This is a genomic window from Pseudomonas sp. RT6P73, from assembly GCF_054897715.1.
Window position 1 is genome coordinate 6,022,735 of record NZ_JBUBUV010000002.1, and the last position, 25,508, is coordinate 6,048,242.

Below are 25,508 nucleotides of genomic sequence, written 5' to 3' on the forward strand. Positions count from 1 at the left end.
CCAGGCTGCTTGTCAGCAGCCTTGGTTAAACCACACAGGGATTTTTAGAAGCGCGCTTTAGGCGTCGCCACCGGAATCGGATGGCTGCCATCGAGCGGCAGGAAACACCCTTTGTCGGCGTCGTAAGCTTTGATTTCGCTGGTTTCGATGCTGTAGACCCAACCATGGATAAACAGCTGACCGTTGGCCATGCGCGAGGCCACGGAAGGGTGCGTGCGCAGATGCTGAAGCTGGGCGATCACATTCTCTTCGGTGAGGACGTGCATGCTTTCGCTTTCGTCAGCGCAATGGCAGTTTTCCTGGACCATGGTTTTCGCCACTTCCGCATGACGCAGCCAGGCTTTGACCGTGGGCATTTTTTCCAGGCTTTGCGGGTTGAGCACTGCGCGCATCGCGCCACAATCCGAGTGCCCGCAAATGATGATGTGCTGTACGCCGAGGGCCAGGACCGCGTATTCGATGGCCGTGGAAACACCGCCGTTCATTTGTCCGTAAGGCGGCACAACGTTGCCGACGTTGCGGGTCACGAACAGGTCGCCGGGGGCGCTTTGGGTAATCAGCTCAGGAACAATGCGCGAATCGGCGCAGGCGATGAACATCGCTCGAGGGCTCTGGGCCGTGGCGAGTTTTTTGAAGAGCTCTTCCTGTTGGGGAAAAACTTCGTGATGAAAATGCAAAAAGCCGTCAACGATGTGCTTCAGCGCTGCATCGGCGGTTTCCGCCTCGGGTTGGGCTGAAGCCGACGCAGCCAACGGCTGTTTATCCTTGTCACTCATGATTCATCCTCTTTGGCGGAGTCAGGGAATTGTCCCGTTTTGTCCGGTGTGAAGCCAGTGGCTGTTTAAAAAACATCCAGGTCAAAAACATCGACCCGTCAGTCACTCGATGAGCAAGGTAGCGGTCGAAACTTAACTCAAACTGAATCAAGCGCTCTAGAACGTGTGTTCCAGGTAACAAAAAACGTGACCAGCGTAATGGCCAAGCGCTTTTCCCACTACTCAACAATAGGCCAATTGTCCTCAAATCAGTGACATCTGGCGACCCGGCGGACAGAAGGCGTCGCAGTCCAGGTCGAATCCTTCCCGCCGATTGAGCCCAAGGCGCTTGATGGTTTTGGCAAAACGTTGCGCCAACAGATCGGCAAACGGCCCTTCACCGCGCATCCGGCTAACAAACCGGCTGTCGTAAAGCTCCCCGCCACGGCTCTGGCGGATCAGGCTCAACACATGAGCGGCACGCTGTGGATAGTGGGCGGCCAGCCATTCTTCGAACAGCGGCGCCACCTCCAGCGGCAGGCGCAACATCATGTAGGCCGCACTCTGGGCACCGGCGGCATGCGCCTCGGCGAGCAGGCTTTCGAGTTCGCTGTCGTTGATCATCGGAATCATCGGCGAACACAGCACGCCCACCGGGATCCCGGCTTCGCGCATCACCCGGATGGCCCGCAGCCGGGCCTTGGGCGCAGCCGCGCGCGGTTCGAGAATGCGTTTGAGTTCATCGTCGAGGGTGGTGAGACTGATCATCACCGCCACCAGCCTCTGCTCGGCGAGTTCGACCAGCAGGTCCAGATCCCGAAGAATCAGCGAGCCCTTGGTGATGATCGTGACCGGATGCCGATAACGCAGCAGCACTTCAAGGGTCTTGCGGGTGATTTTGTGTTCGCGCTCAATCGGCTGGTAGGGATCGGTATTTGACCCCAGATTGATTGGCGCGCATTGATAGCCGCGTTTGGACAGCTGTTCTTCCAGCACATCGGCGGCGTTGGTCTTGGCGATCAGTTTGGTTTCGAAATCGAGCCCGGGTGACATGTCCCAATAGGCGTGGCTGGGTCGGGCATAGCAGTAGATGCAACCGTGCTCGCAGCCGCGATAGGGATTGATCGAGCGATCAAACGGCAAGTCCGGGGAATTGTTGCGGGTGATGATGGTTTTCGCCGTTTCGATGCGTACTTCCGTGCCCTGCGTGACCGGCGCTTCCTGATACCAGCCGTCATCCTCGGCCACCGAGCGATTCGGTGCGAAGCGGTTGTGCGGGTTGGTTGCGGTGCCGCGGCCGCGAGGGGGCAAGGGCGTGCTCATGACTCAATACTCTTTGCTGTATGTGCATACAGTATTCGAGATCCGGCACGGCGACCAGTGCCGTTCGGCATCTGCATTTGCAGGGTCGGGTTTACGATTCTTTGACAGCGGCCTCACAGGCCTTTGACCGCTGAAGGTTGAATCTGGGGGCCTTTCCTCAACTTCCCTGACGGTCACCCTTGAGCATGTCCCTATCGCGCCTTTTCCCCTTGATGTGTCTTTCGATCATCGCTTTGCTCAATCTGAGCCTGGCCCGTGCAGATGACGCCGACCTGCCCCGCCCGGCGGAATGGGCCCAATCGGTCGAGGTGCAATACAACCTCTATCAAATGTCCCCGACGCTTTACCGCAGCGCCTTGCCTGACAGAGGTGCCGTGCCGTTATTGAAGAAACTCAACATCGCCACCGTGATCACTTTTCTGCCCGAGTCGGATTCAAGCTGGTTGTCCACGCCGGGCATTGCGCAGGTGCAACTGCCCTATCGCACCAATCACGTCGACGATGCGCAAGTCCTCAAAGCCCTTCGCGCCATCCAGACCGCCGAATCCAATGGCCCGGTGCTCATGCACTGCAAACACGGTTCGGACCGCACCGGCCTGATGGCGGCGATGTATCGGGTGGTGGTGCAAGGCTGGAGCAAGGAAGACGCCTTGAGCGAAATGACCCAGGGCGGCTTCGGCGACAGCATCCATTTCAAGGATGGCGTGCGTTACATGATGCAGGCCGATGCCGACAAGCTTCGAACCGCGCTAGCCAACGGTGATTGCAGCACCAGCCCGTTTGCGGCTTGCTCGATGAAGAGTTGGTTTAAATCTGCCCACGTCGAATAAGCATCAGTTCAGCGGCAGCCACTGCTGGGTGGCGTTGCGAAAAAACCTTCGGCGAGCGGCTGTCCGAGGAATTCTTCCAGGGCGACCAGCAGCGAGCGCGAATCGCCCGGTGAAAAAAAGGCTTCGCGAAAGGCCCTGCCTGTTTGCGGGTTGAACACCCACTCCTGCTGAAACCGTTTGAACGCCTCGGTCGCCAGTACGCCCGACCATTTGTAGGCATAAACCGCCGCCGCATACCCGGTCACCATGTAATCAAAGCTATTGGCGTACCGACAGTAGGGCGGCAGTTGCAGGTAAGGAGTCTCAAGCAGTACGTCGTCGAAGATTTGCTGAACGCTGCGGCCATCACCTTGGCTGCGGTGCAATTCGAAGTCGAATAATGAGGTCATTAACAGCTCTGCGGTTTGCCGACTGGTCTGGGTGTGAATGGCTGTCAGCGCTGCGTCGACTCGCGCTTCGCTCAGACGCTCGCCTGTCTGGTGGTGAGCGGCCAGCCAAATCAGGAACTCGCCTGACAGGCACCAATGCTCGAACAATTGCCCCGTGAACTCTGCGGTGTCGCGCCCCAGTTGGGTAATACCGGACAGGCGATGGTGAGGCGAGCGCGTCAGAACGTGCTGCAAGCAATGACCGAACTCGTGGAACAAAACGCGCAGGTCCTTATGGGCGAGAAGGCAAGGATGCTCGGCATTCCCGGGCGTGAAGTTGCCATGAAGCACCGCGATCGGCAGCGTCAATCGACCTTCGGCGTCCATCCGCCGATTGCGTGGCGTGGCAGTCCAGGCAAAGTCCGGCGCTTCATCCCGATGAAAAGGGTCGAGGTAAATGTGCCCGACGACCTGGCCATGCTCGCTGATCTCAAACAGGCGCACGCTGTCATGCCAGCGGCTGAATATCGTCTGCTCGACGATCCGGATGCCAAACATGCGCTCGCTGAACAGGCAGAGCCGCAGCAATGTACCGTCCAGCGGGAAGTACGTTCGCAGGTTTTTCAATGCCCCGCCCAGACGTTGCTGGCGTAATTGTTCGGCGAGAAACTCGTGGTCCCAGGGGTGGACCTCAGTCATGCCGCGCTCCAGGGCAAACGCCTTGAGCTCCTGTGCATCCGTCTCGAAGCCCGGCGTTGCCTGGATGATTTGCCGCCGCAGGAAACCGGTGACTTGCTCGGTGGATTCGGCCATTTCCGTTACGAGGCTGAGTTGCGCGAAGTTCTCGTACCCAAGCAACCTGGCTTTCTGGTGACGCAGCGACAACAGTGCTTCCAGCACTGGACCATTATCGAATTGCCCGGCGTGGGGCCCTTGATCGGAAGCCCGGGTGGAATAGGCGACAAAGTATTCTTCGCGCAGGGATCGGTCTTCGGCATAGGCCATGACACGCGTGTAGGTATCCTGGTCCAGACGCATCAGCCAGCCTTCATGCCCCGTCTGTTGTGCGTTGAGCGCCAGACGCTCCAGGGTCGCCGCGGACAAACCGTTCAATTGCGTGACATCGTCGATGCGCTTGCTCCAGGCTGCGCTGGCCCGTTCCAGGTTGGTCAGGAACAAGCTTCGCAGCACACCGATGTCGCGATTCAGCCGGGCCAGCGTCTGCTGTTGTTCGATAGGCAAGTCGATGCCGGACACGCGAAACCTGCGCAGAATCTTGTTCAAGACTGCTTTGCGCGGCTCATCGTAATTTACTGCGGCCGGACTCTGCGCCAGCCGCTGATAAGTCCGGAACAGTGCTTGATTGCTCATCTTTTCGGACTTGTACTGCGCAATGGCTTCACTGCACTTGGCGCTCGCTGTTTCCCAGGTCTTGCCCTCATGTTTCACCGTTGAAAGGGTGTCGATGATGCCCACGGCCTCATCGAGGCGCGCATCGGTTTCATCAACGGCCAACACCAGATCGTCCCAGGTCGGGATCGCGGATTGGCTCGCGATAATCCCGGCAATGGCCTGGCGATTGTCAGCAATGAGGGTGTCGATGGCGGGCACCAGATGTTCGGCACGGATGTCCGGCCAGGGCGGCAGGTCCCAGCGCTGTAACAGCGGATTGGTATCAGGCATGGCGTCTTCCTTGAATAGGGCTGAAGGAATCAGCCTAAGGAGGAAGCGCAGGGGAAGGGTGGTAAATAGATACCACCTTCCACCCCGTCAAAGGGTGGAAGGTGGAGCCGACTCAATGTTGCTCGTCAGGCTTTTTCTTCAGCTTCGGGTTCGGGAAGAATTGCACGGCCTGAACCTTGGCATCCGGTACTTTCAGCGCCGAAGTATTGACCCGCGTGCCCAATTCCTTGGGCACCGACAGACCTTGTTCATTGAGCGTGTCCGAATAACCGCAGGCCACGCATTCGCGATGCGGGACCTCGTCTTCGTTCCACATCATCAATTTGTCCGGCTCGCTGCATGCCGGACAGACCGCCCCGGCGATAAAGCGCTTTTTCGTGATCACAGGTCCCTCACTCATGCTGCCGCGTCCTCACTCAGGCCGCTATGGCGCAAGAGTGCGTCAATCGATGGCGCACGGCCACGGAAGTCGACGAACAGCACCATTGGCTCCTGAGAACCGCCACGCGCCAGGATCGCTTCGCGGAACGCACGACCTGTTTCGGCATTCAGCACGCCGTCTTCTTCGAACTTCGAGAAGGCGTCGGCCGACAGCACTTCAGCCCATTTGTAGCTGTAGTAACCCGCCGCGTAACCGCCGGCGAAGATGTGGGCGAAGCTGTTCGGGAAACGGTTGTAGGCCGGTGGACGCATCACCGACACCTCGTCACGCACGCCTTCGAGCAGTTGCAGCACGCTGCGGCCGTCACCGTGAGTGGCGTGCAGTTCGAAGTCGAACAACGAGAACTCCAGCTGACGCACCATCATCAGGCCGGACTGGAAGTTCTTCGCCGCGAGCATCTTGCCCAGCAGGTCCTGCGGCAGTGGTTCGCCGGTTTCGTAGTGACCGGAGATCAGCGCCAGGCCTTCCGGCTCCCAGCACCAGTTTTCCATGAACTGGCTTGGCAGCTCGACCGCATCCCAGGCCACGCCGTTGATGCCCGATACGCCAGCGTGTTCGACGCGGGTCAGCAGGTGATGCAGGCCATGACCGAATTCATGGAACAGGGTGGTGACTTCATCGTGGGTCAGCAGGGCCGGTTTGCCGCTGTCGGCCGGGGTGAAGTTGCACACCAGATTGGCCACCGGGCTTTGCAGTACGCCGCTGATGGTGCGGCGACGGTCACGGGCGCCGTCCATCCAGGCACCGCCACGCTTGTTGGCGCGGGCATAGAGATCGAAGAAGAAGCGGCCGACGTGTTGGCCGTTTTCCTTGATTTCGAACAGGCGAACGTCCGGGTGCCAGGCGTCGAAGCCTTTCAGCTCGGCAATCTCGATGCCGTACAGGCGCTGAACGATCGCGAACAGGCCGCCCAGCACTTTGTCGATCGGGAAGTAAGCGCGCAGTGCTTCCTGGGCAACGCTGTAACGTTGTTCGCGAAGCTTTTCGCCGTAGAAACCGCTGTCCCAGCTTTGCAGGTCCGGGCAGCCTTGTTCGGCGGCGTAGGTCTTGAGCTGTTCCAGGTCCTGAGCGGCGAACGGTTTGCTGCGTTTGGCAAGGTCGCGCAGGAAACTCAGTACCTGATCGCTGGATTCGGCCATTTTAGTGGCCAGGCTCAGTTCCGAGAAACTGGCGAAGCCCAACAGTTTTGCAAGTTCCTGGCGCAGGTCGAGGATTTCTTCCATGACCGGGCCGTTATCGTTCTGACCGGCGTTTGGGCCTTGGTCCGACGCACGGGTGCAATAGGCGGCGTAGACTTCTTCGCGCAGGGCACGGTCCTGGGCGTAGGTCATCACCGCGTAATAGCTCGGGAACTCCAGGGTGATCAGGAAGCCGTCCAGGCCTTTGGCTTGGGCAGCCGCGGCCATTTGCGCCTTGGCCGAGTCGGTGAGGCCGGCGAGGGTGGCTTCGTCGGTCACGTGCTTGGTCCAGGCTTGCGTCGCGTCGAGCAGCTGGTTGGAGAAGCGGCTGCCCAGCTCCGACAATTTGCTCTGCACTTCGGCGTAGCGCTTTTGCTCGGCTTCAGGCAGGTCGATACCCGACAGACGGAAGTCTCGCAGGGCGTGTTCCAGGATAGTTTTCTGCGCCACGTCGAAACCGGCGGCTTCCGGGCTGTTGGCCAAGGCTTCGAAGGCTTCGAACAACTCGCGGTTCTGGCCCAGCTCGGTGGAGTAGGCGCTCAAGGCCGGCAGGCAGGACTCGTAGGCTTCGCGTAATTCAGCACTGTTGCACACGGCATTCAAGTGGCTGACCGGGCTCCAGGCCGCGCCCAGACGATCGTTCAGTTCGTCCATCGCCAGCACGAGGCCGGCCCAGGTCGGTTGTTTGCCCTGGGTGTTGAGGATCTCGATAATGGCGGCACGGTTGTCAGCCAGGATCTGTTCAATGGCCGGTTGCACGTGTTCGGCACGGATCGCCGAGAACGGCGGCAGGTCGTAGGACTGCAAAAGAGGGTTGTTCACGCTCACGGTTGGCACCTTGGCTGGAAGAAACATGCGGCCATCTTAATTACAATCGACGCTCACCGCAGCTATCAGCAAAAGAGAGAGAGCCTATCGTGACCCTTCGCAAGTATCAGAACCACACGCCGCTGCTGGGCAAAGGCGCCTTTGTCGACGGCTCGGCGGTGGTGATCGGCGACGTCGAAATCGGCGAAGACAGCTCTGTATGGCCGTTGACGGTGATTCGTGGCGACATGCACCGCATCCGAATCGGGGCGCGCACCAGTGTTCAGGATGGCTGCGTGCTGCACATCACCCACGCCGGGCCGTTCAATCCCGATGGCTTTCCCTGCTTGATCGGGGACGATGTGACCATTGCGCATAAGGTCATGCTGCATGGCTGCAGCGTCGGCAACCGGATTTTGATCGGCATGGGCAGCATCGTCATGGACGGCGCGGTGATCGAGGATGATGTGATTGTCGGCGCCGGCAGCCTGGTACCGCCGGGCAAGCGTCTGGAAAGCGGCTTCCTTTATGTGGGTAGCCCGGTGAAACAAATCCGGCCGCTGACGGACAAGGAAAATGCCTTTTTCACCTACAGCGCGGCGAATTACGTGAAGCTCAAGAATTTGCATCTGGCTGAAGGCTACGACCAGCTCTGACCCTGCGCCCTTATTCAGGATTCAACATGCACTACCAAACCGTACTGTTCGACCTCGATGGCACCCTGACCGACCCGCGCGAGGGCATCACCCGTTCGATCCAGTTCGCCCTGAGCAAGCTGGGCATTGATGAACCCGACCTGACCAAACTCGAACACTTCATCGGCCCGCCGTTGTTGCAAGCGTTCATGCAGTTCTACGACTTCGACGAGCCCAAGGCCTGGGAAGCGGTGAACTTCTACCGCGAACGCTTCAAGGTCACCGGTCTGTACGAAAACCATGTGTTCGACGGTGTCACCGCGCTGCTGGAAACCCTCAGCGGGCAAGGGCGACAGTTGTACATCGCAACCTCCAAGCCGTGGATTTTCGCCCGGGAAATCGCCCGGCACTTCGACTTCGCCAAGCACTTCAAAGTGATTTACGGCAGCGAACTGGACGGGACACGGACCAACAAGGTCGAGTTGATTGCCCACCTGATGGCCGAAGAAGGCCTGGACCCGGCCAACACCCTGATGATCGGCGACCGAAAGCACGACTTGATCGGCGCGCGCAGCAACGGGCTGGATGCGGCGGCGGTTGGGTATGGTTTTGGCAGCCGGGAAGAATTGAGCGCAGAAGCGCCGGCCTATCACTTCGAAACGCTGGAAGAGATGCATCAGGCGTTTTTGCAGCGCTAATTAGATCGCCTTCGCGGGCAAGCCTCGCTCCAGGTCGATGTGGTCCGTAGGAGCGAGGCTTGCCCGCGAAGGCGTCCTTCCAGACACATCCTGAGCAACAGTTATCACTCAAGTCCCTTCTAATCGTCCTAGCCTCAAAGGCTGAGGTCACGATCAAGGAGGATCATCTTTGCCAGAGTTAAAACATGCACATCGATTACGCACTGGACGATATTCAGAGTCGGGGCAGATCTACCTGCTGACCGCCGTGGTTTTGAATCGGGAACCGTTATTCCGCGACTTCAAGAGTGGGCGATTGGTAGTAGACGCCCTGAGAACTGCCGAGCGAGAAGGGTTTGCGACGTCACTGGTGGCCTGGGTCGTCATGCCCGATCATTTTCATTGGCTAATCGAGTTACAGAATACCCAGTTACCCAAGTTGATGGCTCGAACCAAATCACGTATCGCAGTGACGCTTAATCGCTTGGCAGGACGCCAAGGTCCGGTTTGGCAACATGGCTATCACGATCGCGCCATTCGTAAGGAAGAGGATCTACAGGCGGTTGCTCGCTACATCGTCGCCAATCCGTTGCGAGTCGGCTTGGTCGAGAGGGTTGGGGATTATCCGCTGTGGGATGCGATCTGGTTGTGAGGTCTGAAGACGCCTTCGCGGGCAAGCCTCGCTCCTACAGGAGCCAGGTGAGGCTACATAAATCCTGTAGGAGCAGGCTTGCCCGCGAAGAGGCCCGCTCAGCCGCCGAATTTATATGGTCCAGCCAATGCCTTCAAAGCCACCTTGCGCTCAACCACCGGCAACTTACCAAGCTGCTCGACGGCCGCATAAAACCTCACCCAATTCCCACCCACCTGCCTGAACAATGCCGCAAACGCCGGCACCCATTGGTCGTACAAACCAAACGGCAACAACCGGGCATTGTTCATCGGTGCATTGATCCACGCGTCGTAACGTTTGTCCCCGGCCCATCGGCTGTCGCGCAGTTGCCGATACTCACGGCGCAGTCGTTCGAACTCCGCCGCTTTGCGATGGCGCATCTGTTCGGCGGGCAGCGGCAGGGCGTAGAGCTTTTCAAGCCGCGTACGAGTGTCCAGAACCAACTGAATGAATTGGTCCCGCTGCTGCACCTGCGCACCGTTGTCGGGTGCCAGACCGCGCGATGCGCGCCATTGCCGGGTGCCTTCCTGCTCGACAAAGGTGGCGAAAGACTCGTTGAACTCGGTGTCGTCCTTCACATAGAAGCGCTGATGAGCGAGCTCGTGGAAGATCAGCGTTGCCAGCCGCTCGTCGCCCCAGCCCATCATTGAACTGATAATCGGATCGTTGAACCAGCCGAGCGTCGAATAGGCCTCGACGCCGCCAATCGATACGTCCATACCTTGCAAACGCTGCAAGGCAGCCTCGCCGCGAGCAGCGCTCTGGCTGTAGTAACCGCGGTAGGCAACGCAACCGGCGATGGGGAAGCAATGGTTTTGCGGTGTCAGGGAAAATTCCGGCGTGGCAAAGACGTTCCAGACCACGAACGGTCGGCCAATGTCGGCGTATAACCGGTAGCTCTGGTTATCCGGCAGATGCAGTTGTTGGCTGGCGAATGTCCGGGCCTTTTGCGACTGGGTCAGATGCGCACGCAGCATCGGATCGCGAGACGGATCGGCAAGCACCTCGGCCACCGGCTCCCTGGCCCGCAGCAATTGCAGCTGACCACTGGCCAATTGGCTGTAATAGCTGACGCCCGCGCAACCGCCGAGCAATAAAAGCAACACACCCGGAAACAAAACGCGCAAAACGCGATCAAGTAACCCAAGGCTTGGAAGCGGCCTGATCAAAATAAAATCATCCCTGGAAAGTCTGCCCGCAAGACTATCCCGCCTGACTGGAGCTCCGCCATGCGCAAGTTGATGCTAACGGGAGGCTTGTTGATGCTGACCGGCTGTGCTGGATTTGGATTACCTCACCATGATCCGGCTCAAGCGTGGATCGACCTGGAATCAAAGCAAGAAGACACCGCGCTGCAAGCGCTTGAAGTCGATGACAAGATCTCCTCCGACAAGCGCTATTTCGAGGTTCATCCGGGCAGTCATGAGCTGACGGTTCGTTACCAGTTTCCGGTCCAGCCCACCAACATCGGGCCCGACGCGCAACCGTTATGGCGTGATTGCCAGTTGAATGTGAAATTCAACGACTTCAATGCCGGTGAGCGTTATCAGCTGCAAGCGGGGAATATTGGCTTCCGGCCGTGGGCAAAGCTCTATGATCAGCAACGAAAAGTGATTGGCCAGGGCACACCGGCGGGCTGCCAACGCAGCTGATCAGCGCTATGCTGGATGACCATCCTTTGGGACATTCATCATGCGCAGGTTGATGCTGTTGCTCGCTGCAAGTGTGGTTGCTGGCTGTCAGAGTCCGTTACCGGCGGTAAATCCGCAGATGGCCTGGATCGAGTTCTCGACGCCATTCCCCAACTATAAATTGCTGATGGCGGAGCGACTGGACAAGCAGCGCATGCGCGACGGGCGTTTTTTCCAGGTTACGCCCGGCAGCCATGAGCTGGTGGTCAGATTCGACTTTGAAGTCCCCGGTGGTGGGGGGATGGGCATGATGAGCTCCCCCGTGGAACGGCTGTGCTACCTGACCATCAACTACGATCATTTCGAGGCCGGCCAGCGCTATGTGCTGGAGGGCCGTTCGATAGCGTTCACCCCCGGGGCCCGATTGTTCAACGCCAAGCGGGAGATCGTCGCTGAAGATCGGCAGGCCTATTGCGTCCCGTGAGATGAATCAGCGGTCGTTTTTCTGGTAGATGATTTTCTTGGAGCCGTTTTCGCAGCTGCCAACGACCATGTTCTGATCGTGTACTTCGTCATTGGTAACGATTTCCAGGGTGTAGGACGAGACGTTATTGGCCTGGATTTTGGCCTCGATCTCGGCCTTGAGCTCTTCACAGGATTTCGGTGCCGCCAGGGCCGAGGTGGCCAGCGCACAACAGATAATCGCCAAGGCAAAACGTTTCATGGTTGAAGCTCCATTGAGGCAGCGCGCAGGAGGCTGCGTTTTAGCTGCTGTCATTTATTCGACCACAGTTTGGCAAAGCGAGTTCTGACATCACTCACAAAGCGCATGTTTAACCGTTGGGATGTGTCGCTTACAAGATTGCCTTCGCGAGCATGCTCGCGAAGGCGTCAGTCCATTCAGCGCCTGATTATCAGCTGACCAACGTCGCATCCAGACTGATCTTCGCGTTCAGCACTTTGGACACCGGGCAGCCTTCTTTGGCCTTGTTGCTCAGTTCCTCGAACTGCGCCTGAGTGGCCCCAGGGATTTTCGCCTTGAGGATCAATTTCACCGCAGTGATCGAAAAACCACCGTCGACCTGATCCAGAGTGACTTCAGCGTTGGTATCGATGCTGTCAGCCTTGAGCCCGGCATCGCCCAGAATCATCGAAAACGCCATGGAGAAGCAGCCCGCATGGGCTGCGCCGATCAGCTCTTCCGGATTGGTGCCTTTGCCGCCTTCGAAACGAGCCTTGAAGCCGTACGGTGCTTCTCTGAGCACACCGGTTTCAGTGGAGATCGAGCCGATACCGGTTTTCAGGTCACCTTCCCAATGAGCCGATGCTTTCTTCGTAATAGCCATGTCTGCCTCCTCAAGATCCGGTGCGAGATGTCGCACCTTCGTGGTTTTCGGTTGCTAGGGTTCTGAGGATAGACGGCGGTGCAAAGTTCACCTGATCTGATTAGTCCTACCGTTTTCGTAGGAAATTTTCTTCTGGCTATTGAAACTCGGGTATATGCCCACATTGCATGAAGCACGCTTATAGATTCGGCAGGTTTCGTTCGCGAGAAAAAACCTGCGCCCACAATTGGAGAAGCAGGCATATGAAACGACTGTCCGATATCAAGTTCTCGACCCTTGATCTGGTGCCCGTGCGAGAGAACGGCAGCGCGGCCCAGTCGCTGCGCAACTCCCTGGACCTGGCGCAGCACGTCGAAAAATTCGGCTATAACCGCTTCTGGGTCGCCGAACACCACAACATGGACGGCATCGCCAGTTCGGCAACCTCGGTACTGCTCGGCTACCTGGCGGGTGGCACTTCGACCATTCGTGTCGGCTCTGGCGGTGTGATGCTGCCCAACCACGCGCCGCTGGTGATCGCGGAGCAATTCGGCACCCTCGAAAGTCTGTATCCAGGGCGGATCGATCTGGGGCTGGGCCGCGCTCCCGGTTCCGATCAAATGACCGCCCGCGCCTTGCGCCGCGAACGTTCCGGCAGTGCCGACGAGTTTCCGGAAGACGTCGCCGAACTGATGCGTTACCTCGGCCCGCGCACGCCGGACCAGCGGATCATCGCGATGCCGGGCACCGGCACCAACGTCCCTGTCTGGCTGCTGGGCTCTAGCCTGTTCAGCGCTCAATTGGCCGGTGAGCGCGGTTTGCCCTACGCCTTCGCTTCCCATTTCGCACCGCGCTTCATGCATGAGGCGATTCGCGTCTACCGCAATCACTTCAAGCCTTCAGTGGTGTTGGATAAGCCCTACGTGATGCTCGGCGTGCCGCTGGTGGCCGCTGATACTGACGAACAGGCGGATTACCTGGCGACTTCGGTCTATCAGCGCATCCTGGCATTGATGCGCGGCCAAAGCCTGGTGCAACGCCCGCCCGTGAAAACCATGGATGGCCTGTGGCTGCCACACGAGAAAGAGGCCGTGGGAGATTTCCTCGGTCTTGCGATGGTGGGTAGTCCGCAGAAAATCCGCGCCAAACTTGAGGTGCTGATCGAGCAGACTCAGGCCGATGAGCTGATTTTCACCTGCGACCTGTACGAACATGCGGATCGCGTGCACTCCTATGAGCTGCTGGCGCAGGTCATGAAGGGCTGAGACTCAAACGCCGCCCACAAAAAAGCCGACGCAGTGCGTCGGCTTTTTGATTTGTGCAGGAATCAGCCTACTTCGTGTAGACGATGACCTTGGTGCCCTTTTCACAGGTGCCGACGACTTTACCGCCGGCAGCAGCGCCTTTATCGACGATTTCCAGTGAATAGCCCGCAACGCCCTTGGCATCAAGTTTCGCTGAGATTTCGGCTTTCAGTTCCTCGCACGACTTGCCTTCAGCAAACGCTGTTCCGGCAAGGCTTAACAAACCTACCGCTAAAATAAAATGCTTCATCGGTCGCATTCCCTGGTCGGATCAAAGGGAGCATCCAGCCATCAGCCGGACGTACTCATGTAGCGCTTTGCCATTCCCTATGGCACGCGGCCAGTGCGCAAGTTCAGAACACCGGCTCAAACTCAGCTGCTGGCAATCCGAAACCCGACTTTGAGCGTCACCTGAAAGTGGGCAGCCTGGCCGTCCTTGATGTGCCCGCGGGTTTCGGTCACTTCAAACCATTCCAGATGCTTGATGCTTTTATTGGCTTCGGCCAACGCGTTGTTGATTGCATCTTCAATGCTGCTGGTGGACGAGCCAACCAGTTCGACTTTTTTGTAGGTGTGATGGTCAGTCATGGCGTTCTCCTCAGGGTGTGAAATACAGCCTAGCAGTGATTTTTCGTATTACTTCTGTCGGGTCATGCATCGCAGAAGTTCAGATTTACTGCACTTTCTCGAACCCCTGAAGTCCCAACCAACACACGCTACTCATCACCAATGAAGGAGAGCCACCATGGCCAACACCTCTTTACGTAAAGCCTCATTGCAAAGCATGGAAGCCGAGATCGAGAGTCTGCTGAAATCTTTGGAAAACCTGAAAGACGACGCCTCGGACGAGTCGCGTAACACCCTGAAAGCACTGAAAGGCAACGCCGAGAACGCGCTGAAGCATTCGCGCCATCTGCTCAGCGATGCGTATGAAGAAGTCAAAGTCAAAACCCGTGAAACCGGGATTGCCACTCGGGACTACGCCCAGGAACACCCTTGGACTACAGCGGGCGTCGCTGTGGGTGCGTTGGGTCTGCTCGCGGCGTACCTGCTGTTCAAGCGCGGCGACTAATCTGCCTGGCGCAGCTCAGCCTTGAGCCACTGCGCCAACTGCCGAGCGCGCCCGTCCGCGGCGCGCTTGGGTAGCCACAAAGCCAGTTGCGCCGGGGTTTCACTGAATCCCCAAGGCGCAACCAGGCGACCGGCCTTTAAGTCCTCGGCCACCAACGGTTCAGGTGCAATCGCCACCCCCAGGCCCGCCACTGCAGCCTCCAGCAAATAATACAAATGCTCGAAACCCTGACCGTACTTCAACCCCTTGGCGTCGAGGCCACTTTGCTGTGCCCAGCTCGGCCAGGCTTGTGGGCGCGAGGTGGTGTGCAGCAACGGCTCATTCAATAGCGCTGTAGCCGGCGCGCCTTGCAGCCTTTCATAACCCGCGAAGCGTGGGCTCATCACCGGGCCGATTCGCTCGCTGGCCAACTCATAGACTTGCATGTCCGCCGGCCAGGGCGGCTCGGCGAACACCAACAAGGCATCGAGCCCCGGCCGACGCGGATCGAGATCGCCTTCCCCGGCCGACAGGTGCAGGCGCAGGTCCGGCAGATCTGCATTCAATCGTCCCAGACGAGGAATAAACCAGCGCGCCAGCAAACTTCCCGAGCAACCCAGTACGAACGGTGCGTCGGCGGTGCTTTGGGTCAGCTCCGCGCAAACCGTGCGCAGACGCTCAAAGGCTTCACCGCTGGCATCGCGCAATCGGATACCTGCATCTGTGAGTTTCAGGCCGCGTCCATCCTTGATGAACAGGCTCACGCCCAAGTGTTCTTCAAGCACTTTGAGTTGCCGGCTGACCGCGCCATGAGTGACGTGCAGCTGTTCGGCAGCCTGACTGACGCTGTTCAGCCGTGCCGTGGCTTCGAAGGCGCGAAGGGCGTTCAGCGGGGGAAGGTCGTGGCTCATGGGATCTGTGAGTTTTCCTGACAGGTTGTGGCGATCTTATCGGTTTTCAGGCTGGGGCGTCAGGGGTAGAGTGACCGTCATTGTCATCTCACGAATCCCACTGGAGCGACCCATGACCCAGACTAATCTGCGCAACGGCCCCGACGCCAACGGCCTGTTCGGCTCGTTCGGCGGCCGTTACGTCGCCGAAACCCTGATGCCGTTGATCCTCGACCTGGCCCGTGAATACGAATTGGCCAAGGAAGACCCGGCGTTCAAAGAAGAATTGGCCTACTTCCAGCGCGACTACGTCGGACGTCCAAGCCCGCTTTATTTCGCTGAGCGTCTGACCGAGTTCTGCGGCGGGGCGAAGATTTACCTCAAGCGCGAAGAGCTGAACCACACCGGCGCGCACAAGATCAACAACTGCATCGGCCAGATTCTGCTGGCGCGGCGCATGGGCAAGAAACGCATCATCGCCGAGACCGGCGCCGGCATGCACGGCGTGGCAACAGCTACCGTGGCAGCGCGTTTCGGCCTCGATTGCGTGATCTACATGGGCACCACTGACATCGAACGTCAGCAAGCCAACGTATTCCGCATGAAATTGCTGGGCGCCGAAGTGATCCCGGTTGTCGCCGGGACCGGCACCCTGAAAGACGCGATGAACGAAGCCCTGCGTGACTGGGTGACCAACGTCGACAGCACCTTTTACCTGATCGGCACCGTGGCCGGCCCGCATCCTTATCCAGCCATGGTTCGCGACTTCCAGGCCGTTATCGGCAAGGAAACCCGTGACCAACTGCAAGCCCAGGAAGGTCGTCTGCCGGACAGTTTAGTGGCGTGCATCGGTGGCGGTTCCAACGCCATGGGCCTGTTCCACCCGTTCCTCGATGACACAAGCGTCGAGATCATTGGTGTGGAAGCCGCCGGTTACGGTATAGAAACCGGCAAGCATGCCGCCAGCCTGAACGGCGGTGTTCCGGGCGTGTTGCACGGCAACCGCACCTTCCTGTTGCAGGACGACGATGGCCAGATCATCGACGCTCACTCGATTTCCGCCGGCCTCGACTATCCAGGCATTGGCCCGGAACACGCCTGGTTGCATGACATCGGTCGCGTTCAGTACACCTCGGTGACCGACGACGAAGCCCTCGATGCGTTCCACAAATGCTGCCGTCTGGAAGGAATTATTCCTGCACTGGAAAGCGCCCATGCCCTGGCCGAAGTGTTCAAGCGCGCACCGAACTTGCCGAAAGATCACTTGATGGTGGTCAACCTGTCCGGCCGTGGCGACAAAGACATGCAGACCGTGATGCACCACATGGAAAACTCTCAACAAGAGCAGTCCAAGCAGGAGAAACACTGATGAGCCGCCTGCAAACGCGTTTTGCCGAACTCAAGGAACAGAATCGTGCAGCCCTGGTGACTTTCGTCACCGCCGGCGACCCAAGCTATGACACTTCCCTGGCGATCCTCAAAGGCTTGCCCGGTGCTGGCGCCGATGTGATCGAGCTGGGCATGCCCTTCACCGATCCGATGGCCGACGGCCCGGCGATTCAGTTGGCGAACATCCGGGCCTTAGGCGCCAAGCAGAACCTGGTGAAAACCCTGCAAATGGTTCGCGAGTTCCGTGAAGGCAATACCGAGACGCCGCTGGTGTTGATGGGTTACTTCAATCCGATTCACATGTACGGCGTGCCGCGTTTCATTGCCGACGCCGTCGAAGCCGGTGTTGATGGCTTGATCGTGGTCGACCTGCCGCCGGAGCATAACGGCGAGCTGTGCGACCCGGCTCAGGTAGCGGGACTGGACTTCATCCGCCTGACCACGCCGACGACTGATGATGTGCGTCTGCCGACGGTCCTGAATGGCAGCTCCGGTTTCGTCTACTACGTCTCTGTTGCCGGTGTGACCGGTGCGGGCGCGGCGACCCTGGAGCATGTTGAAGAGGCCGTTGCCCGCCTGCGTCGCCACACCGATCTGCCGATCAGCATCGGTTTCGGTATTCGTACACCGGAACAGGCCGCAGCCATCGCGCGCTTGGCCGATGGTGTCGTGGTGGGTTCGGCGTTGATCGATCACATCGCCAATGCCACCACGCCGGAACAGGCGGTTGATGGCGTGCTGAGTCTTTGCTCGGCGCTGGCTGAAGGCGTGCGTAAGGCCCGCGTCAGCTGAAGGTAAAGTTTCTGATACAGAGGAATTAGAGCGTCTATTAAATTCTGGAAGGCGTGCTTTGATTTAAAGTACGGGCAAAAAGAAGGCTTCGTGGATCATCCACGAAGCCTTCTTGTTTATGGCAACTCCAATCCGCCCGCGGCTTTATGCAATTTGCGCAAATGTTCGCCAACCTGCTTCAGGTTGGCTTCATTGGCCGCCATCTCGGCCGCCCGGCTCGGTTCGAGCAGCGCTCTGACTTCCTTGTCGAGATCGCCGGTCAGCACTTGAAGCTGTTTCTGCCGCAGGTTGCTTTCCGATTCCAGGCGCTGCCATTCATTCGGTTGAGGTAATCCATACCCGCCGGTGCCGAGCAGCTCCGCCGGACGGCTGAGGAAGCCGCTATTGGCGAGAATCTGCTGCAAGGTCGCGTTCGCCTTGTCCATGCCGCCGTTCTTCAACTCCCGAGCGCCCAGATAACGCTGTTTCACTTCATCCTGGGCCAACACTAACTGCTGACGGAAGCTTGCCTGCTCCAGCAACAGCAATGCAGCACTGGTGCGCAAGTCAGCCTGCTCAAACCATTGCCGACGCTCTTCCGCTTTCAAGGCTAGCCAGTCTTCGACTTTCTCCTGCTTGATCGGCAAGTGCTTCTTCAACACTTCGAACATCGCTTGATAACGATCACGAAAGGAATCGAAGCGATAGCCCAGGCGCAGCGCTTCGCGGGGGTCATCCAGCACGCTGGTATTCGCCAGTCCGCGGCCCTTCATCACTTCCAGCAAACCATTAGGCATGATGCTGTCGAGCCCGACCAGTTTCGCGTTGTTGCTGCCGCTGCGCAGCAATTTCAGGCCTTCCACCGCGCAATTGTTGGAGAGGAAATAATAATTGCCGTCGTAACTCCAATGCATCTCTGCGGCGTGTTCCACCACGTCTTCAATTTCGTTGCGAGACAGGTTCAGCGGTACCGAGGCCAGGCTGCGCAGTTCAGTCTTGGTGTATTCGTCGATCACCTGGGCCAACGGCAGCACAAACAGCCGCGACGGGTATTTGCCCACCAATCCATCCCAGCTCGAGAGCTGTACGTCGCCGACGAAGGCGCGGTAGGACAAGACCAGATGCTGGTCGAGATCGAGACGGCAGTCTGGCCCGCGGGGGCGACCCGGTGCGCAGATCACCAGGCGCAACATGCTGTGTCCCCAGCGGCTGACCCAGTTCTGATTGGCTTCGGCCAGCAGATAGTCGACGGCGTACACCCGTTCCGGATCGACCTGGCCCAGCGGTTGTTTGGCGAAGTCGTTGCCGGCATTGAGGAAGGCAAAGGACTTGCCGCAAGTGTCTTTGGCGGCGGGTGCCCAGTCGAAATGTTCTTTGTAGTAGCGATACAGCGCGGGGCGACGGCAGGCATAGCTCGGGTCGAGGAGGAAATACTCCATGTTGACCGCGACGAACTCTTTGGGGCTGCTCGTTTCGTAGATGTCCGGGCTGCGGGCGATTTGCCGGTTGTGCTGTTCGCGTTCGCCACGGCGACCGACGTATTGCGGCCAGCCCGCCAGGTCGAGCAGGCGCGGGTCATCGCTAAGGGTAAAGCGGCGGTCGGATTGACCACGGCATTGATCGGGAATGCCAACCAGGCCTGAGCTGTTGTTGCGCCGGGTGCAGCGCTGGATCAGCGTGCGCTCCGCGTCCGGCCACAGGCGCGAACGGTCGTAAAGGTGGGTGAGTTCATGCAACACCGTGGCGAGCATTTCGCGGCGGACGGTGCCATGGGGGCGATAGGTTTTCTTGGTGGCGGCGCTGCCGTCCGTGAGGCTGGCAAGCAAGTTGCGGTTCAGATCGAGTTCGGACACCAGCGATGCCTGGCCATAGGCATTGCTCGGCATGTCGTCGGTCCAGCCGACGTGAATACGCCGGTCCAGCCGCTCGATGAAGCGTGGCGGCAAGGCCTGCATGGCTTCATCGAGCAACGCCTGACTGGCTTGCTGTTGTTCGGGGCTCAAACCCTCGGTCTTGAGCCGTAATTCCAGGCCAGCCTGGGCCGTGTTGCAGAGTAGCAACATCAGCCCGGCCAGCAGCCAGGCGCTTGGCAACCTCACAGTGCGAGGATGGCTTCGGCGAGCACCTGATCACTGGCATCCCGAGCTTCCGGCACGCGCGTGCGCAACGTGTTGATGGCCGCTTCAAGGTGCGCACCGCGGATGTCGCCGTCGCTGGCAACGAAACTGGCCGCATCGTCGTGGGCTTCACGGATGATCTTCGAATCACGGATCGAGGTGGTGGTATCGGACGTAAAATCGAGCGTGCGCTGGGTGGCATTGATGATGATGTTACTGGTGGCGACCAGGGTGTGCGCCTGGGTCACATCGGCCAATAAAAGCAGGCCAAGGGCAACAGCAATCAGAGGGCTACGCATGGAACGACTCCGCAAGGACAAAGGATAACTATTGGACGAGAATTGCCTGCGCCAGTTCAAGGTCGCTTGCATGAAGTTTTGGCTGGGTCCGGCGTAGGTAAATCAGCGCGGATTCCAGTTGTGCCCCGCGTAGTTGGCCGTCACTGGCGATGAACGCCGCAGCGTCATCGTGTGCCGCGATCAGCAGCTTACGGTCGAAGGGGGCGGCGGTCACCATGCTGGTGGCGTAACCGGTGACCACGATGCCTTGTGTCGACAGGTTGAACGCGTCGTAGGCATAGGCCGAGCCCGACCAGCAGGCCGCGAGAAATACTGAAGCGAAAAACCGTTTTGAAAGAAAATCCATGAGACTCGATTGCTGAAAGCGAGTCCAAAGGCTAGCGCAATGCCCGGGCTAGAGCCAGCGCTGAAACATTGGGACACGACCGTCGTGTCCCATGTGAGAAGTGCCGCTTAGATCGTCAGGATGGCTTGGGCCAGTTGTGCATCAGTGGCGTTCAGCTGAGGAGCCTGGTGGCGAATGTGGTCGAGTGCGCTTTCCAGTTTCACGCCACGAATGGCGCCTTCGCTGGCGACGAAGCTGGCGGCGTCGTCACGGGCAGCGCGTACGATCTTGTCATCGCGAAAGGAAGAAGTGACATCGGAGGTTGCATCGGAACTGGACTTCAGAGCGCCGACAACGGCATCCGTGGTCACGATAAAGCTGGTCGCGTGGGAATTGGCAGCCACGGCAAGCAGGGCTGCAGCGCTGAGCAGACGAAGACGGGACATGGTGTAACTCCTTTGGATAACCGATTGAAAGGTGATGAGGTAGCTGTTGGATCAGACGCCTGTCGTACAGCGCTCGCCACGTTCTGGTTTGATATTAGGCCTGCTTTTATCGGTTCGAATAGCCCCTACTGATAAAGCTGGACCCTAGCGCCAGAACGGTTTATCCAATTCATTGAGCCGATCCGCGTGACTGATGCCCAGGTCTGAGAGTTGCTGATCATTGAGTTGGCCCAGCAAACGCCGGGTTCGAGCTCTCTCAAGGCTGGCGGCGAGCACCCTCAGCATTCGTTTGAACCTTTCGAATCGAGGCTTCGTTTGAGGGGCGGGAGCGGAAACATTCAGTAGGTTATTCATGGCGCAATCCTTTTGCCGGTGAGTCAAGACTTCCATGTTGAGCCCTTCATTTCTGGACCTACAGATACACCGTCATGAAATTGTACTGATGCAATTTACAAATTTTATGAACTGTACCTTTCGCCAGCTATTCCTTTTGTACCGGCACTGACGAAGGCCGAAAACGACAAAGCCCGTCGTGGTTTCCCACGACGGGCTTTGTTTTTTCAATTTGGAGTGCTGGCGGTGGACCCGGTGGGTCAGAGCCAGCGACGCTAACTTAGCGCCAGAACGGCTTGCTCAGCTCTTCGTAGCGTTGTGCTTCGCTAATCCCGGCATCAGCCAGCAGACGCGAATCCAGACGAGCCAATTGATGGCGGCTGGAGATGCGGCGCTGCCACAGCATCAGGTTGGCAATAACGCGAAGAGGCATGGAAGCCTGGGTTTTTGCAGCGGTATCTTCGAAGAACAGTTCGGAACTGAGTGTACGTTCCATGGTTGACATCCTTCCGCTTGTGGCGGGATTAGGTAGTGGTTTAACTGATGCCAATGATCCTCTCGTTTGGCTAGTCTCTGTAGATACAGTTCACCTGTATTGTGAAGGACCAGTTAACTGTTAATAGGGGGTGTACTGGTCGAAATTGAGGCAACTGTACCTGTCCGCTCTAAAGTGGTGCGATTTTCGTGTTTTGACTTGATTTGGTAGGCAAATACGGTAGGAAAAGACCGGTACAGCAGTACAGTTTTTTACAGAACGGAATGTTGCAAGGAGCAGCTGACGCAATTGTGTTTGCGTCAGCTGTTTTTTACCTGGATCAGACCGTCAGCATTCGCCCGGTTTCTTCCAGGTTCATGTGCCAGCTCAGGGCATCGCGCAGGATATGCGGGGTGTGTCCGCCCAATGCGCAAGCCGCCGTAAAGTAGTCATCCAGTGCCTGGCGATAATCCGGGTGCACACAGTTATCAATGATTACCCGTGCTCGCTCGCGCGGCGCCAAGCCCCGCAAGTCCGCCAGACCAATCTCCGTCACAAGGATGTCGACGTCATGCTCGGTATGGTCGACGTGGCTGACCATCGGCACCACGCTGGAAATAGCGCCACCCTTGGCGATCGATTTGGTGACGAAGATTGCCAGGTGCGCATTGCGCGCAAAGTCCCCCGAACCGCCGATACCATTCATCATCCGCGTGCCGCAGACATGGGTTGAGTTGACGTTGCCGTACAGGTCGAATTCCAGCGCGGTGTTAATGCCGATTATGCCCAGGCGCCGGACCACCTCGGGATGATTGGAAATTTCCTGGGGGCGAAGCACCAGTTTGTCTTTATAGCGCTCCAGGTTGCCGAAAACGTCGGCGTTGCGTCGGCTCGACAAGGTGATAGAACTGCCTGAAGCAAAGCTCAGCTTGCCCGCGTCGATCAGGTCAAAGGTCGAGTCCTGCAGCACTTCGGAGTACATGGTCAGGTCTTCGAACGGCGAGTCGATCAGGCCGCATATCACCGAGTTGGCGATGGTGCCAATGCCGGCCTGCAACGGGCCGAGCTTGTTGGTCATGCGCCCTGCGGCCACCTCTTGCTTGAAGAAGTCGATCAGGTGATCCGCGATGGCATGGGTGTCGACGTCTGGCGGCAGCACAGTGGAGGGCGAGTCGGACTGATTGGTGATCACGATCGCAACAATCTTTTCCGGCGGAATCGGGATGGCGGTGCTGCCAATGCGATCGTCGACCTTGACCAGCGGAATCGGCGTGCGGGTCGGGCGGTAAGTCGGGATATAGATGTCGTGCAAACCCTCGAGGTTCGGGTTGTGCGCCAGGTTGATCTCGACGATCACGTGTTTGGCGAAAATCGCAAAGCTGGCCGAGTTGCCGACTGAAGTGGTCGGCACGATATGGCCCTGTTCGGTGATCGCTACGGCTTCAATTACAGCGATGTCCGGCAGTTTGAGCTGCTGGTTGCGCAGTTGCTCCACGGTTTCCGAGAGATGCTGGTCAATGAACATCACTTCGCCGGCATTAATCGCCTTGCGCAGCGTGCTGTCGACCTGGAATGGCATGCGCCGTGACAATACGCCGGCTTCGGTGAGCTGTTTATCGAGGTCGTTGCCCAGGCTGGCGCCGGTCATCAGTGTGATTTTCAGCGGGGTGATTTTGGCGCGCTCGGCCAATGCGTGGGGTACGGCTTTGGCTTCGCCAGCGCGAGTGAAACCACTCATGCCGACGGTCATGCCGTCCTGAATCAGAGCGGCAGCGTCAGCGGCGCTCATCACCTTATCCAACAACGAAGGCAAGCGAATACGATCACGGTACATGGATGGTTATCTCGGGCAACGGAAGCAAGGTGTGCAGTCTAGTGATTTGAAAAAAATCCGTCCCGCTACCATGGTCGAATGCAGACCCTTGATTTAGAGCCTTTGGTCGGGTTTCTGCAGGTAATAAAAAACCCCAGCCTACTAAAGGCTGAGGTTTTGGGTATTGCTGCTTCCGTAGGTTTTACTCGATGGCTTTGACCATGTCTTCGATAACTTTCTTGGCGTCGCCGAAGACCATCATGGTTTTGTCCAGGTAGAACAGTTCGTTGTCCAGACCGGCATAGCCGCTGGCCATCGAGCGCTTGTTGACGATCACGGTCTTGGCTTTATAAGCCTCGAGAATCGGCATGCCGGCAATCGGCGATTTCGGATCGTTCTTCGCCGCCGGGTTGACCACATCGTTGGCGCCGAGCACCAGCACCACGTCGGCCTGGCCGAACTCGGAGTTGATGTCATCCATCTCGAACACTTGTTCGTAAGGTACTTCGGCTTCGGCCAGCAGGACGTTCATGTGCCCTGGCATCCGGCCGGCGACCGGGTGGATCGCAAACTTCACGTTGACTCCCCGGTGAGTCAGCTTCTCCGCCAGCTCCATCAGTGAGTGTTGGGCGCGTGCCACCGCCAGGCCGTAGCCCGGAACGATGATCACGGTGTCGGCGTTGGTCAGCAGGAAGGTCGCGTCGTCAGCCGAACCGGACTTCACCGGGCGTGCTTCTTTCGAACCCGCCGGGCCAGCAGCGTCCGGCGTGTTGCCGAAACCACCGAGCAGCACATTAAAGAAGGAACGGTTCATCGCCTTGCACATGATGTACGAGAGGATCGCACCGGACGAACCCACCAGCGAGCCAGCGATGATCAGCATCGAGTTGTTCAGCGAGAAGCCGATACCTGCCGCTGCCCAGCCGGAGTAGCTGTTGAGCATCGACACCACCACCGGCATATCTGCGCCGCCGATCGGGATGATGATCAGCACACCCAGCACGAAGGCCAGGGCCAGCATCAGTGCAAAGGCACTGAGGTTGCCGGTCAGCATGAAGGTGATGCCCAACGCCAGTGTCGCCAGGCCCAGCACCAGGTTCAGCTTGTGCTGGCCGCTGAACTGTACCGGTGCGCCCTGGAACAGGCGGAACTTGTACTTGCCCGACAGCTTGCCGAAGGCGATCACCGAGCCGGAGAAGGTGATTGCACCGATGGCGGCGCCGAGGAACAGCTCCAGGCGGTTGCCGGCAGGAATCGCATCACCCAGTTGCTTGACGATGCCCAGGGATTGCGGCTCAACAACGGCAGCAATGGCAATGAACACCGCAGCCATACCGATCATGCTGTGCATGAAGGCGACCAGTTCCGGCATCTTGGTCATTTCAACGCGCTTGGCCATGATCGAACCGGCAGTGCCGCCGACCAGCAGACCGACGATGACGTAACCGATGCCAGCGGTGGCCAGCTCAGCGCCCAGCTTATAGATGAGGCCCACGGTGGTGAGGATCGCCAGCGCCATGCCGAGCATGCCGTACACGTTACCGCGTCGCGATGTGGTCGGGTGCGACAGGCCTTTAAGGGCCTGGATAAAGCAGATCGACGCGATCAAGTAGAGCGTCGTTACAAGATTCATGCTCATTACTTCGGCGCCTCTTCTTTTACGGCTTTCGGGGCTTTTTTCTTGAACATCTCAAGCATCCTGCGGGTCACCAGGAAGCCACCAAACACGTTCACTGCCGCCAGAGCCACCGCCAGGGTGCCCATGGTCTTGCCCAGTGGCGTCACGGTCAAAGCCGCCGCCAGCATGGCGCCGACGATGACGATCGCCGAGATCGCGTTGGTTACCGCCATCAGCGGCGTGTGCAGTGCAGGTGTCACGTTCCAGACCACGTGATAACCGACATAAATCGCCAGCACGAAGATGATCAGGTTGTAGATACCGGGGGAGATAAGCTCTTCCATCGTCTG

30 protein-coding genes are annotated in these 25,508 nt (G+C 58.4%); 10 read left to right on the plus strand and 20 right to left on the minus strand.

Annotated features, from left to right (window positions below):
- Positions 1–44 precede the first annotated feature (44 nt).
- Positions 45–776: a carbonic anhydrase gene (locus ACYZT6_RS27755; protein ID WP_131059115.1), complete on the minus strand. Its 732-nt coding sequence runs from the start codon at positions 774–776 to the stop codon at positions 45–47.
- Between the two features lie 243 nt (positions 777–1,019).
- Entirely contained in the window at positions 1,020–2,078 is a 1,059-nt protein-coding gene (locus ACYZT6_RS27760) for a PA0069 family radical SAM protein (protein ID WP_462029428.1), read from the minus strand.
- 185 nt (positions 2,079–2,263) lie between these two features.
- On the opposite strand from ACYZT6_RS27760, the gene ACYZT6_RS27765 reads away from it, so the two are divergent.
- Complete coding sequence (locus ACYZT6_RS27765) at positions 2,264–2,908, plus strand: phosphatase domain-containing protein (protein ID WP_462029429.1); 645 nt, start codon at positions 2,264–2,266, stop codon at positions 2,906–2,908.
- Between the two features lie 8 nt (positions 2,909–2,916).
- On the opposite strand, the gene ACYZT6_RS27770 is transcribed toward ACYZT6_RS27765, so the two are convergent.
- From ACYZT6_RS27770 to prlC, 3 genes are all read right to left on the minus strand, one after another.
- Entirely contained in the window at positions 2,917–4,959 is a 2,043-nt protein-coding gene (locus ACYZT6_RS27770; RefSeq protein WP_462029430.1) for a M3 family metallopeptidase, read from the minus strand.
- Between the two features lie 112 nt (positions 4,960–5,071).
- Entirely contained in the window at positions 5,072–5,359 is a 288-nt protein-coding gene (locus tag ACYZT6_RS27775) for a YheV family putative zinc ribbon protein (RefSeq protein ID WP_008152496.1), read from the minus strand.
- Complete coding sequence (gene prlC / locus ACYZT6_RS27780) at positions 5,356–7,407, minus strand: oligopeptidase A (RefSeq protein WP_462029431.1); 2,052 nt, start codon at positions 7,405–7,407, stop codon at positions 5,356–5,358. Before prlC ends, ACYZT6_RS27775 begins: the two co-directional genes overlap by 4 nt.
- 89 nt (positions 7,408–7,496) lie before the next feature.
- Between prlC and ACYZT6_RS27785 the strand changes: the two genes are divergently transcribed.
- The 3 genes from ACYZT6_RS27785 (at position 7,497) to ACYZT6_RS27795 (ending at position 9,350) form a co-directional block, all read left to right on the plus strand.
- The gene (locus tag ACYZT6_RS27785; RefSeq protein WP_010465689.1) at positions 7,497–8,042 is read left to right on the plus strand and encodes a gamma carbonic anhydrase family protein; all 546 of its coding nucleotides are present in this window, start codon (positions 7,497–7,499) and stop codon (positions 8,040–8,042) included.
- A gap of 26 nt (positions 8,043–8,068) precedes the next feature.
- Complete coding sequence (locus ACYZT6_RS27790) at positions 8,069–8,719, plus strand: HAD family hydrolase (RefSeq protein ID WP_462029432.1); 651 nt, start codon at positions 8,069–8,071, stop codon at positions 8,717–8,719.
- 169 nt (positions 8,720–8,888) lie between these two features.
- A complete protein-coding gene (locus ACYZT6_RS27795; RefSeq protein WP_462029433.1) occupies positions 8,889–9,350 on the plus strand; it encodes an REP-associated tyrosine transposase in 462 nt (153 codons plus the stop codon).
- Positions 9,351–9,448: 98 nt separating this feature from the next.
- Here the strand turns inward: ACYZT6_RS27795 and ACYZT6_RS27800 are convergent, their stop codons facing one another.
- Entirely contained in the window at positions 9,449–10,540 is a 1,092-nt protein-coding gene (locus tag ACYZT6_RS27800) for an aminopeptidase (RefSeq protein ID WP_462029434.1), read from the minus strand.
- A gap of 60 nt (positions 10,541–10,600) precedes the next feature.
- Between ACYZT6_RS27800 and ACYZT6_RS27805 the strand changes: the two genes are divergently transcribed.
- Both ACYZT6_RS27805 and ACYZT6_RS27810 read left to right on the plus strand, forming a co-directional pair.
- On the plus strand, positions 10,601–11,023 hold the full coding sequence (locus tag ACYZT6_RS27805) for a PA0061/PA0062 family lipoprotein (RefSeq protein WP_462029435.1): 423 nt from the start codon (positions 10,601–10,603) through the stop codon (positions 11,021–11,023).
- A 40-nt stretch (positions 11,024–11,063) separates the two neighbouring features.
- Entirely contained in the window at positions 11,064–11,486 is a 423-nt protein-coding gene (locus ACYZT6_RS27810) for a PA0061/PA0062 family lipoprotein (protein ID WP_462029436.1), read from the plus strand.
- A gap of 6 nt (positions 11,487–11,492) precedes the next feature.
- Here the strand turns inward: ACYZT6_RS27810 and ACYZT6_RS27815 are convergent, their stop codons facing one another.
- Together ACYZT6_RS27815 and ACYZT6_RS27820 are read right to left on the minus strand one after the other, a co-directional pair.
- The gene (locus tag ACYZT6_RS27815) at positions 11,493–11,726 is read right to left on the minus strand and encodes a DUF1161 domain-containing protein (protein WP_462029437.1); all 234 of its coding nucleotides are present in this window, start codon (positions 11,724–11,726) and stop codon (positions 11,493–11,495) included.
- A gap of 190 nt (positions 11,727–11,916) precedes the next feature.
- Positions 11,917–12,348 (minus strand): OsmC family protein, encoded by a 432-nt coding sequence (locus ACYZT6_RS27820; protein WP_131059128.1) that lies wholly within the window; start codon positions 12,346–12,348, stop codon positions 11,917–11,919.
- Positions 12,349–12,590: 242 nt separating this feature from the next.
- Between ACYZT6_RS27820 and ACYZT6_RS27825 the strand changes: the two genes are divergently transcribed.
- Positions 12,591–13,592, plus strand: coding sequence for an LLM class flavin-dependent oxidoreductase (locus ACYZT6_RS27825; protein WP_462029438.1), 1,002 nt, complete (start codon positions 12,591–12,593; stop codon positions 13,590–13,592).
- 67 nt (positions 13,593–13,659) lie between these two features.
- On the opposite strand, the gene ACYZT6_RS27830 is transcribed toward ACYZT6_RS27825, so the two are convergent.
- On the minus strand, positions 13,660–13,881 hold the full coding sequence (locus ACYZT6_RS27830; protein ID WP_462029439.1) for a DUF1161 domain-containing protein: 222 nt from the start codon (positions 13,879–13,881) through the stop codon (positions 13,660–13,662).
- A gap of 122 nt (positions 13,882–14,003) precedes the next feature.
- Positions 14,004–14,219 (minus strand): dodecin, encoded by a 216-nt coding sequence (locus tag ACYZT6_RS27835; protein WP_462029440.1) that lies wholly within the window; start codon positions 14,217–14,219, stop codon positions 14,004–14,006.
- A gap of 157 nt (positions 14,220–14,376) precedes the next feature.
- Here ACYZT6_RS27835 and ACYZT6_RS27840 point away from each other — a divergent pair, with 157 nt between their 5' ends.
- Positions 14,377–14,703 (plus strand): ElaB/YgaM/YqjD family protein, encoded by a 327-nt coding sequence (locus ACYZT6_RS27840; RefSeq protein ID WP_462029441.1) that lies wholly within the window; start codon positions 14,377–14,379, stop codon positions 14,701–14,703.
- Here the strand turns inward: ACYZT6_RS27840 and ACYZT6_RS27845 are convergent.
- Positions 14,700–15,593, minus strand: a complete 894-nt coding sequence (locus ACYZT6_RS27845; protein WP_462029442.1) for a LysR family transcriptional regulator — start codon at positions 15,591–15,593, stop codon at positions 14,700–14,702. The genes ACYZT6_RS27840 and ACYZT6_RS27845 overlap by 4 nt on opposite strands.
- Positions 15,594–15,705: 112 nt before the next feature.
- Between ACYZT6_RS27845 and trpB the strand changes: the two genes are divergently transcribed.
- Entirely contained in the window at positions 15,706–16,941 is a 1,236-nt protein-coding gene (trpB, locus tag ACYZT6_RS27850) for a tryptophan synthase subunit beta (protein ID WP_462029443.1), read from the plus strand.
- Positions 16,941–17,753, plus strand: a complete 813-nt coding sequence (gene trpA, locus ACYZT6_RS27855; RefSeq protein WP_462029444.1) for a tryptophan synthase subunit alpha — start codon at positions 16,941–16,943, stop codon at positions 17,751–17,753. Before trpB ends, trpA begins: the two co-directional genes overlap by 1 nt.
- A gap of 116 nt (positions 17,754–17,869) precedes the next feature.
- Here trpA and ACYZT6_RS27860 read toward each other — a convergent pair whose 3' ends face one another.
- From ACYZT6_RS27860 to ACYZT6_RS27900, 9 genes are all read right to left on the minus strand, one after another.
- Positions 17,870–19,831, minus strand: a complete 1,962-nt coding sequence (locus ACYZT6_RS27860) for a DUF7844 domain-containing protein (protein WP_462029445.1) — start codon at positions 19,829–19,831, stop codon at positions 17,870–17,872.
- Complete coding sequence (locus tag ACYZT6_RS27865; RefSeq protein WP_094469762.1) at positions 19,828–20,148, minus strand: DUF2388 domain-containing protein; 321 nt, start codon at positions 20,146–20,148, stop codon at positions 19,828–19,830. Before ACYZT6_RS27865 ends, ACYZT6_RS27860 begins: the two co-directional genes overlap by 4 nt.
- A gap of 28 nt (positions 20,149–20,176) precedes the next feature.
- Positions 20,177–20,494 (minus strand): DUF2388 domain-containing protein, encoded by a 318-nt coding sequence (locus tag ACYZT6_RS27870; RefSeq protein WP_462029446.1) that lies wholly within the window; start codon positions 20,492–20,494, stop codon positions 20,177–20,179.
- Positions 20,495–20,601: 107 nt separating this feature from the next.
- Positions 20,602–20,919, minus strand: a complete 318-nt coding sequence (locus ACYZT6_RS27875) for a DUF2388 domain-containing protein (RefSeq protein WP_010465729.1) — start codon at positions 20,917–20,919, stop codon at positions 20,602–20,604.
- 144 nt (positions 20,920–21,063) lie between these two features.
- On the minus strand, positions 21,064–21,273 hold the full coding sequence (locus tag ACYZT6_RS27880; protein WP_462030025.1) for a DUF1127 domain-containing protein: 210 nt from the start codon (positions 21,271–21,273) through the stop codon (positions 21,064–21,066).
- 259 nt (positions 21,274–21,532) lie between these two features.
- Entirely contained in the window at positions 21,533–21,748 is a 216-nt protein-coding gene (locus ACYZT6_RS27885; protein ID WP_007902752.1) for a DUF1127 domain-containing protein, read from the minus strand.
- Between the two features lie 319 nt (positions 21,749–22,067).
- The gene (locus ACYZT6_RS27890) at positions 22,068–23,561 is read right to left on the minus strand and encodes an acetyl-CoA hydrolase/transferase family protein (RefSeq protein ID WP_462029447.1); all 1,494 of its coding nucleotides are present in this window, start codon (positions 23,559–23,561) and stop codon (positions 22,068–22,070) included.
- Positions 23,562–23,742: 181 nt separating this feature from the next.
- Positions 23,743–25,179 carry an NAD(P)(+) transhydrogenase (Re/Si-specific) subunit beta gene (locus ACYZT6_RS27895; protein ID WP_462029448.1) on the minus strand — a complete coding sequence of 479 codons (1,437 nt, stop codon included), beginning with the start codon at positions 25,177–25,179 and terminating at the stop codon, positions 23,743–23,745.
- A complete protein-coding gene (locus ACYZT6_RS27900; protein WP_003187010.1) occupies positions 25,179–25,502 on the minus strand; it encodes an NAD(P) transhydrogenase subunit alpha part 2 in 324 nt (107 codons plus the stop codon). The genes ACYZT6_RS27895 and ACYZT6_RS27900 overlap by 1 nt, the downstream gene beginning before the upstream one ends.
- Positions 25,503–25,508: the final 6 nt, after the last annotated feature.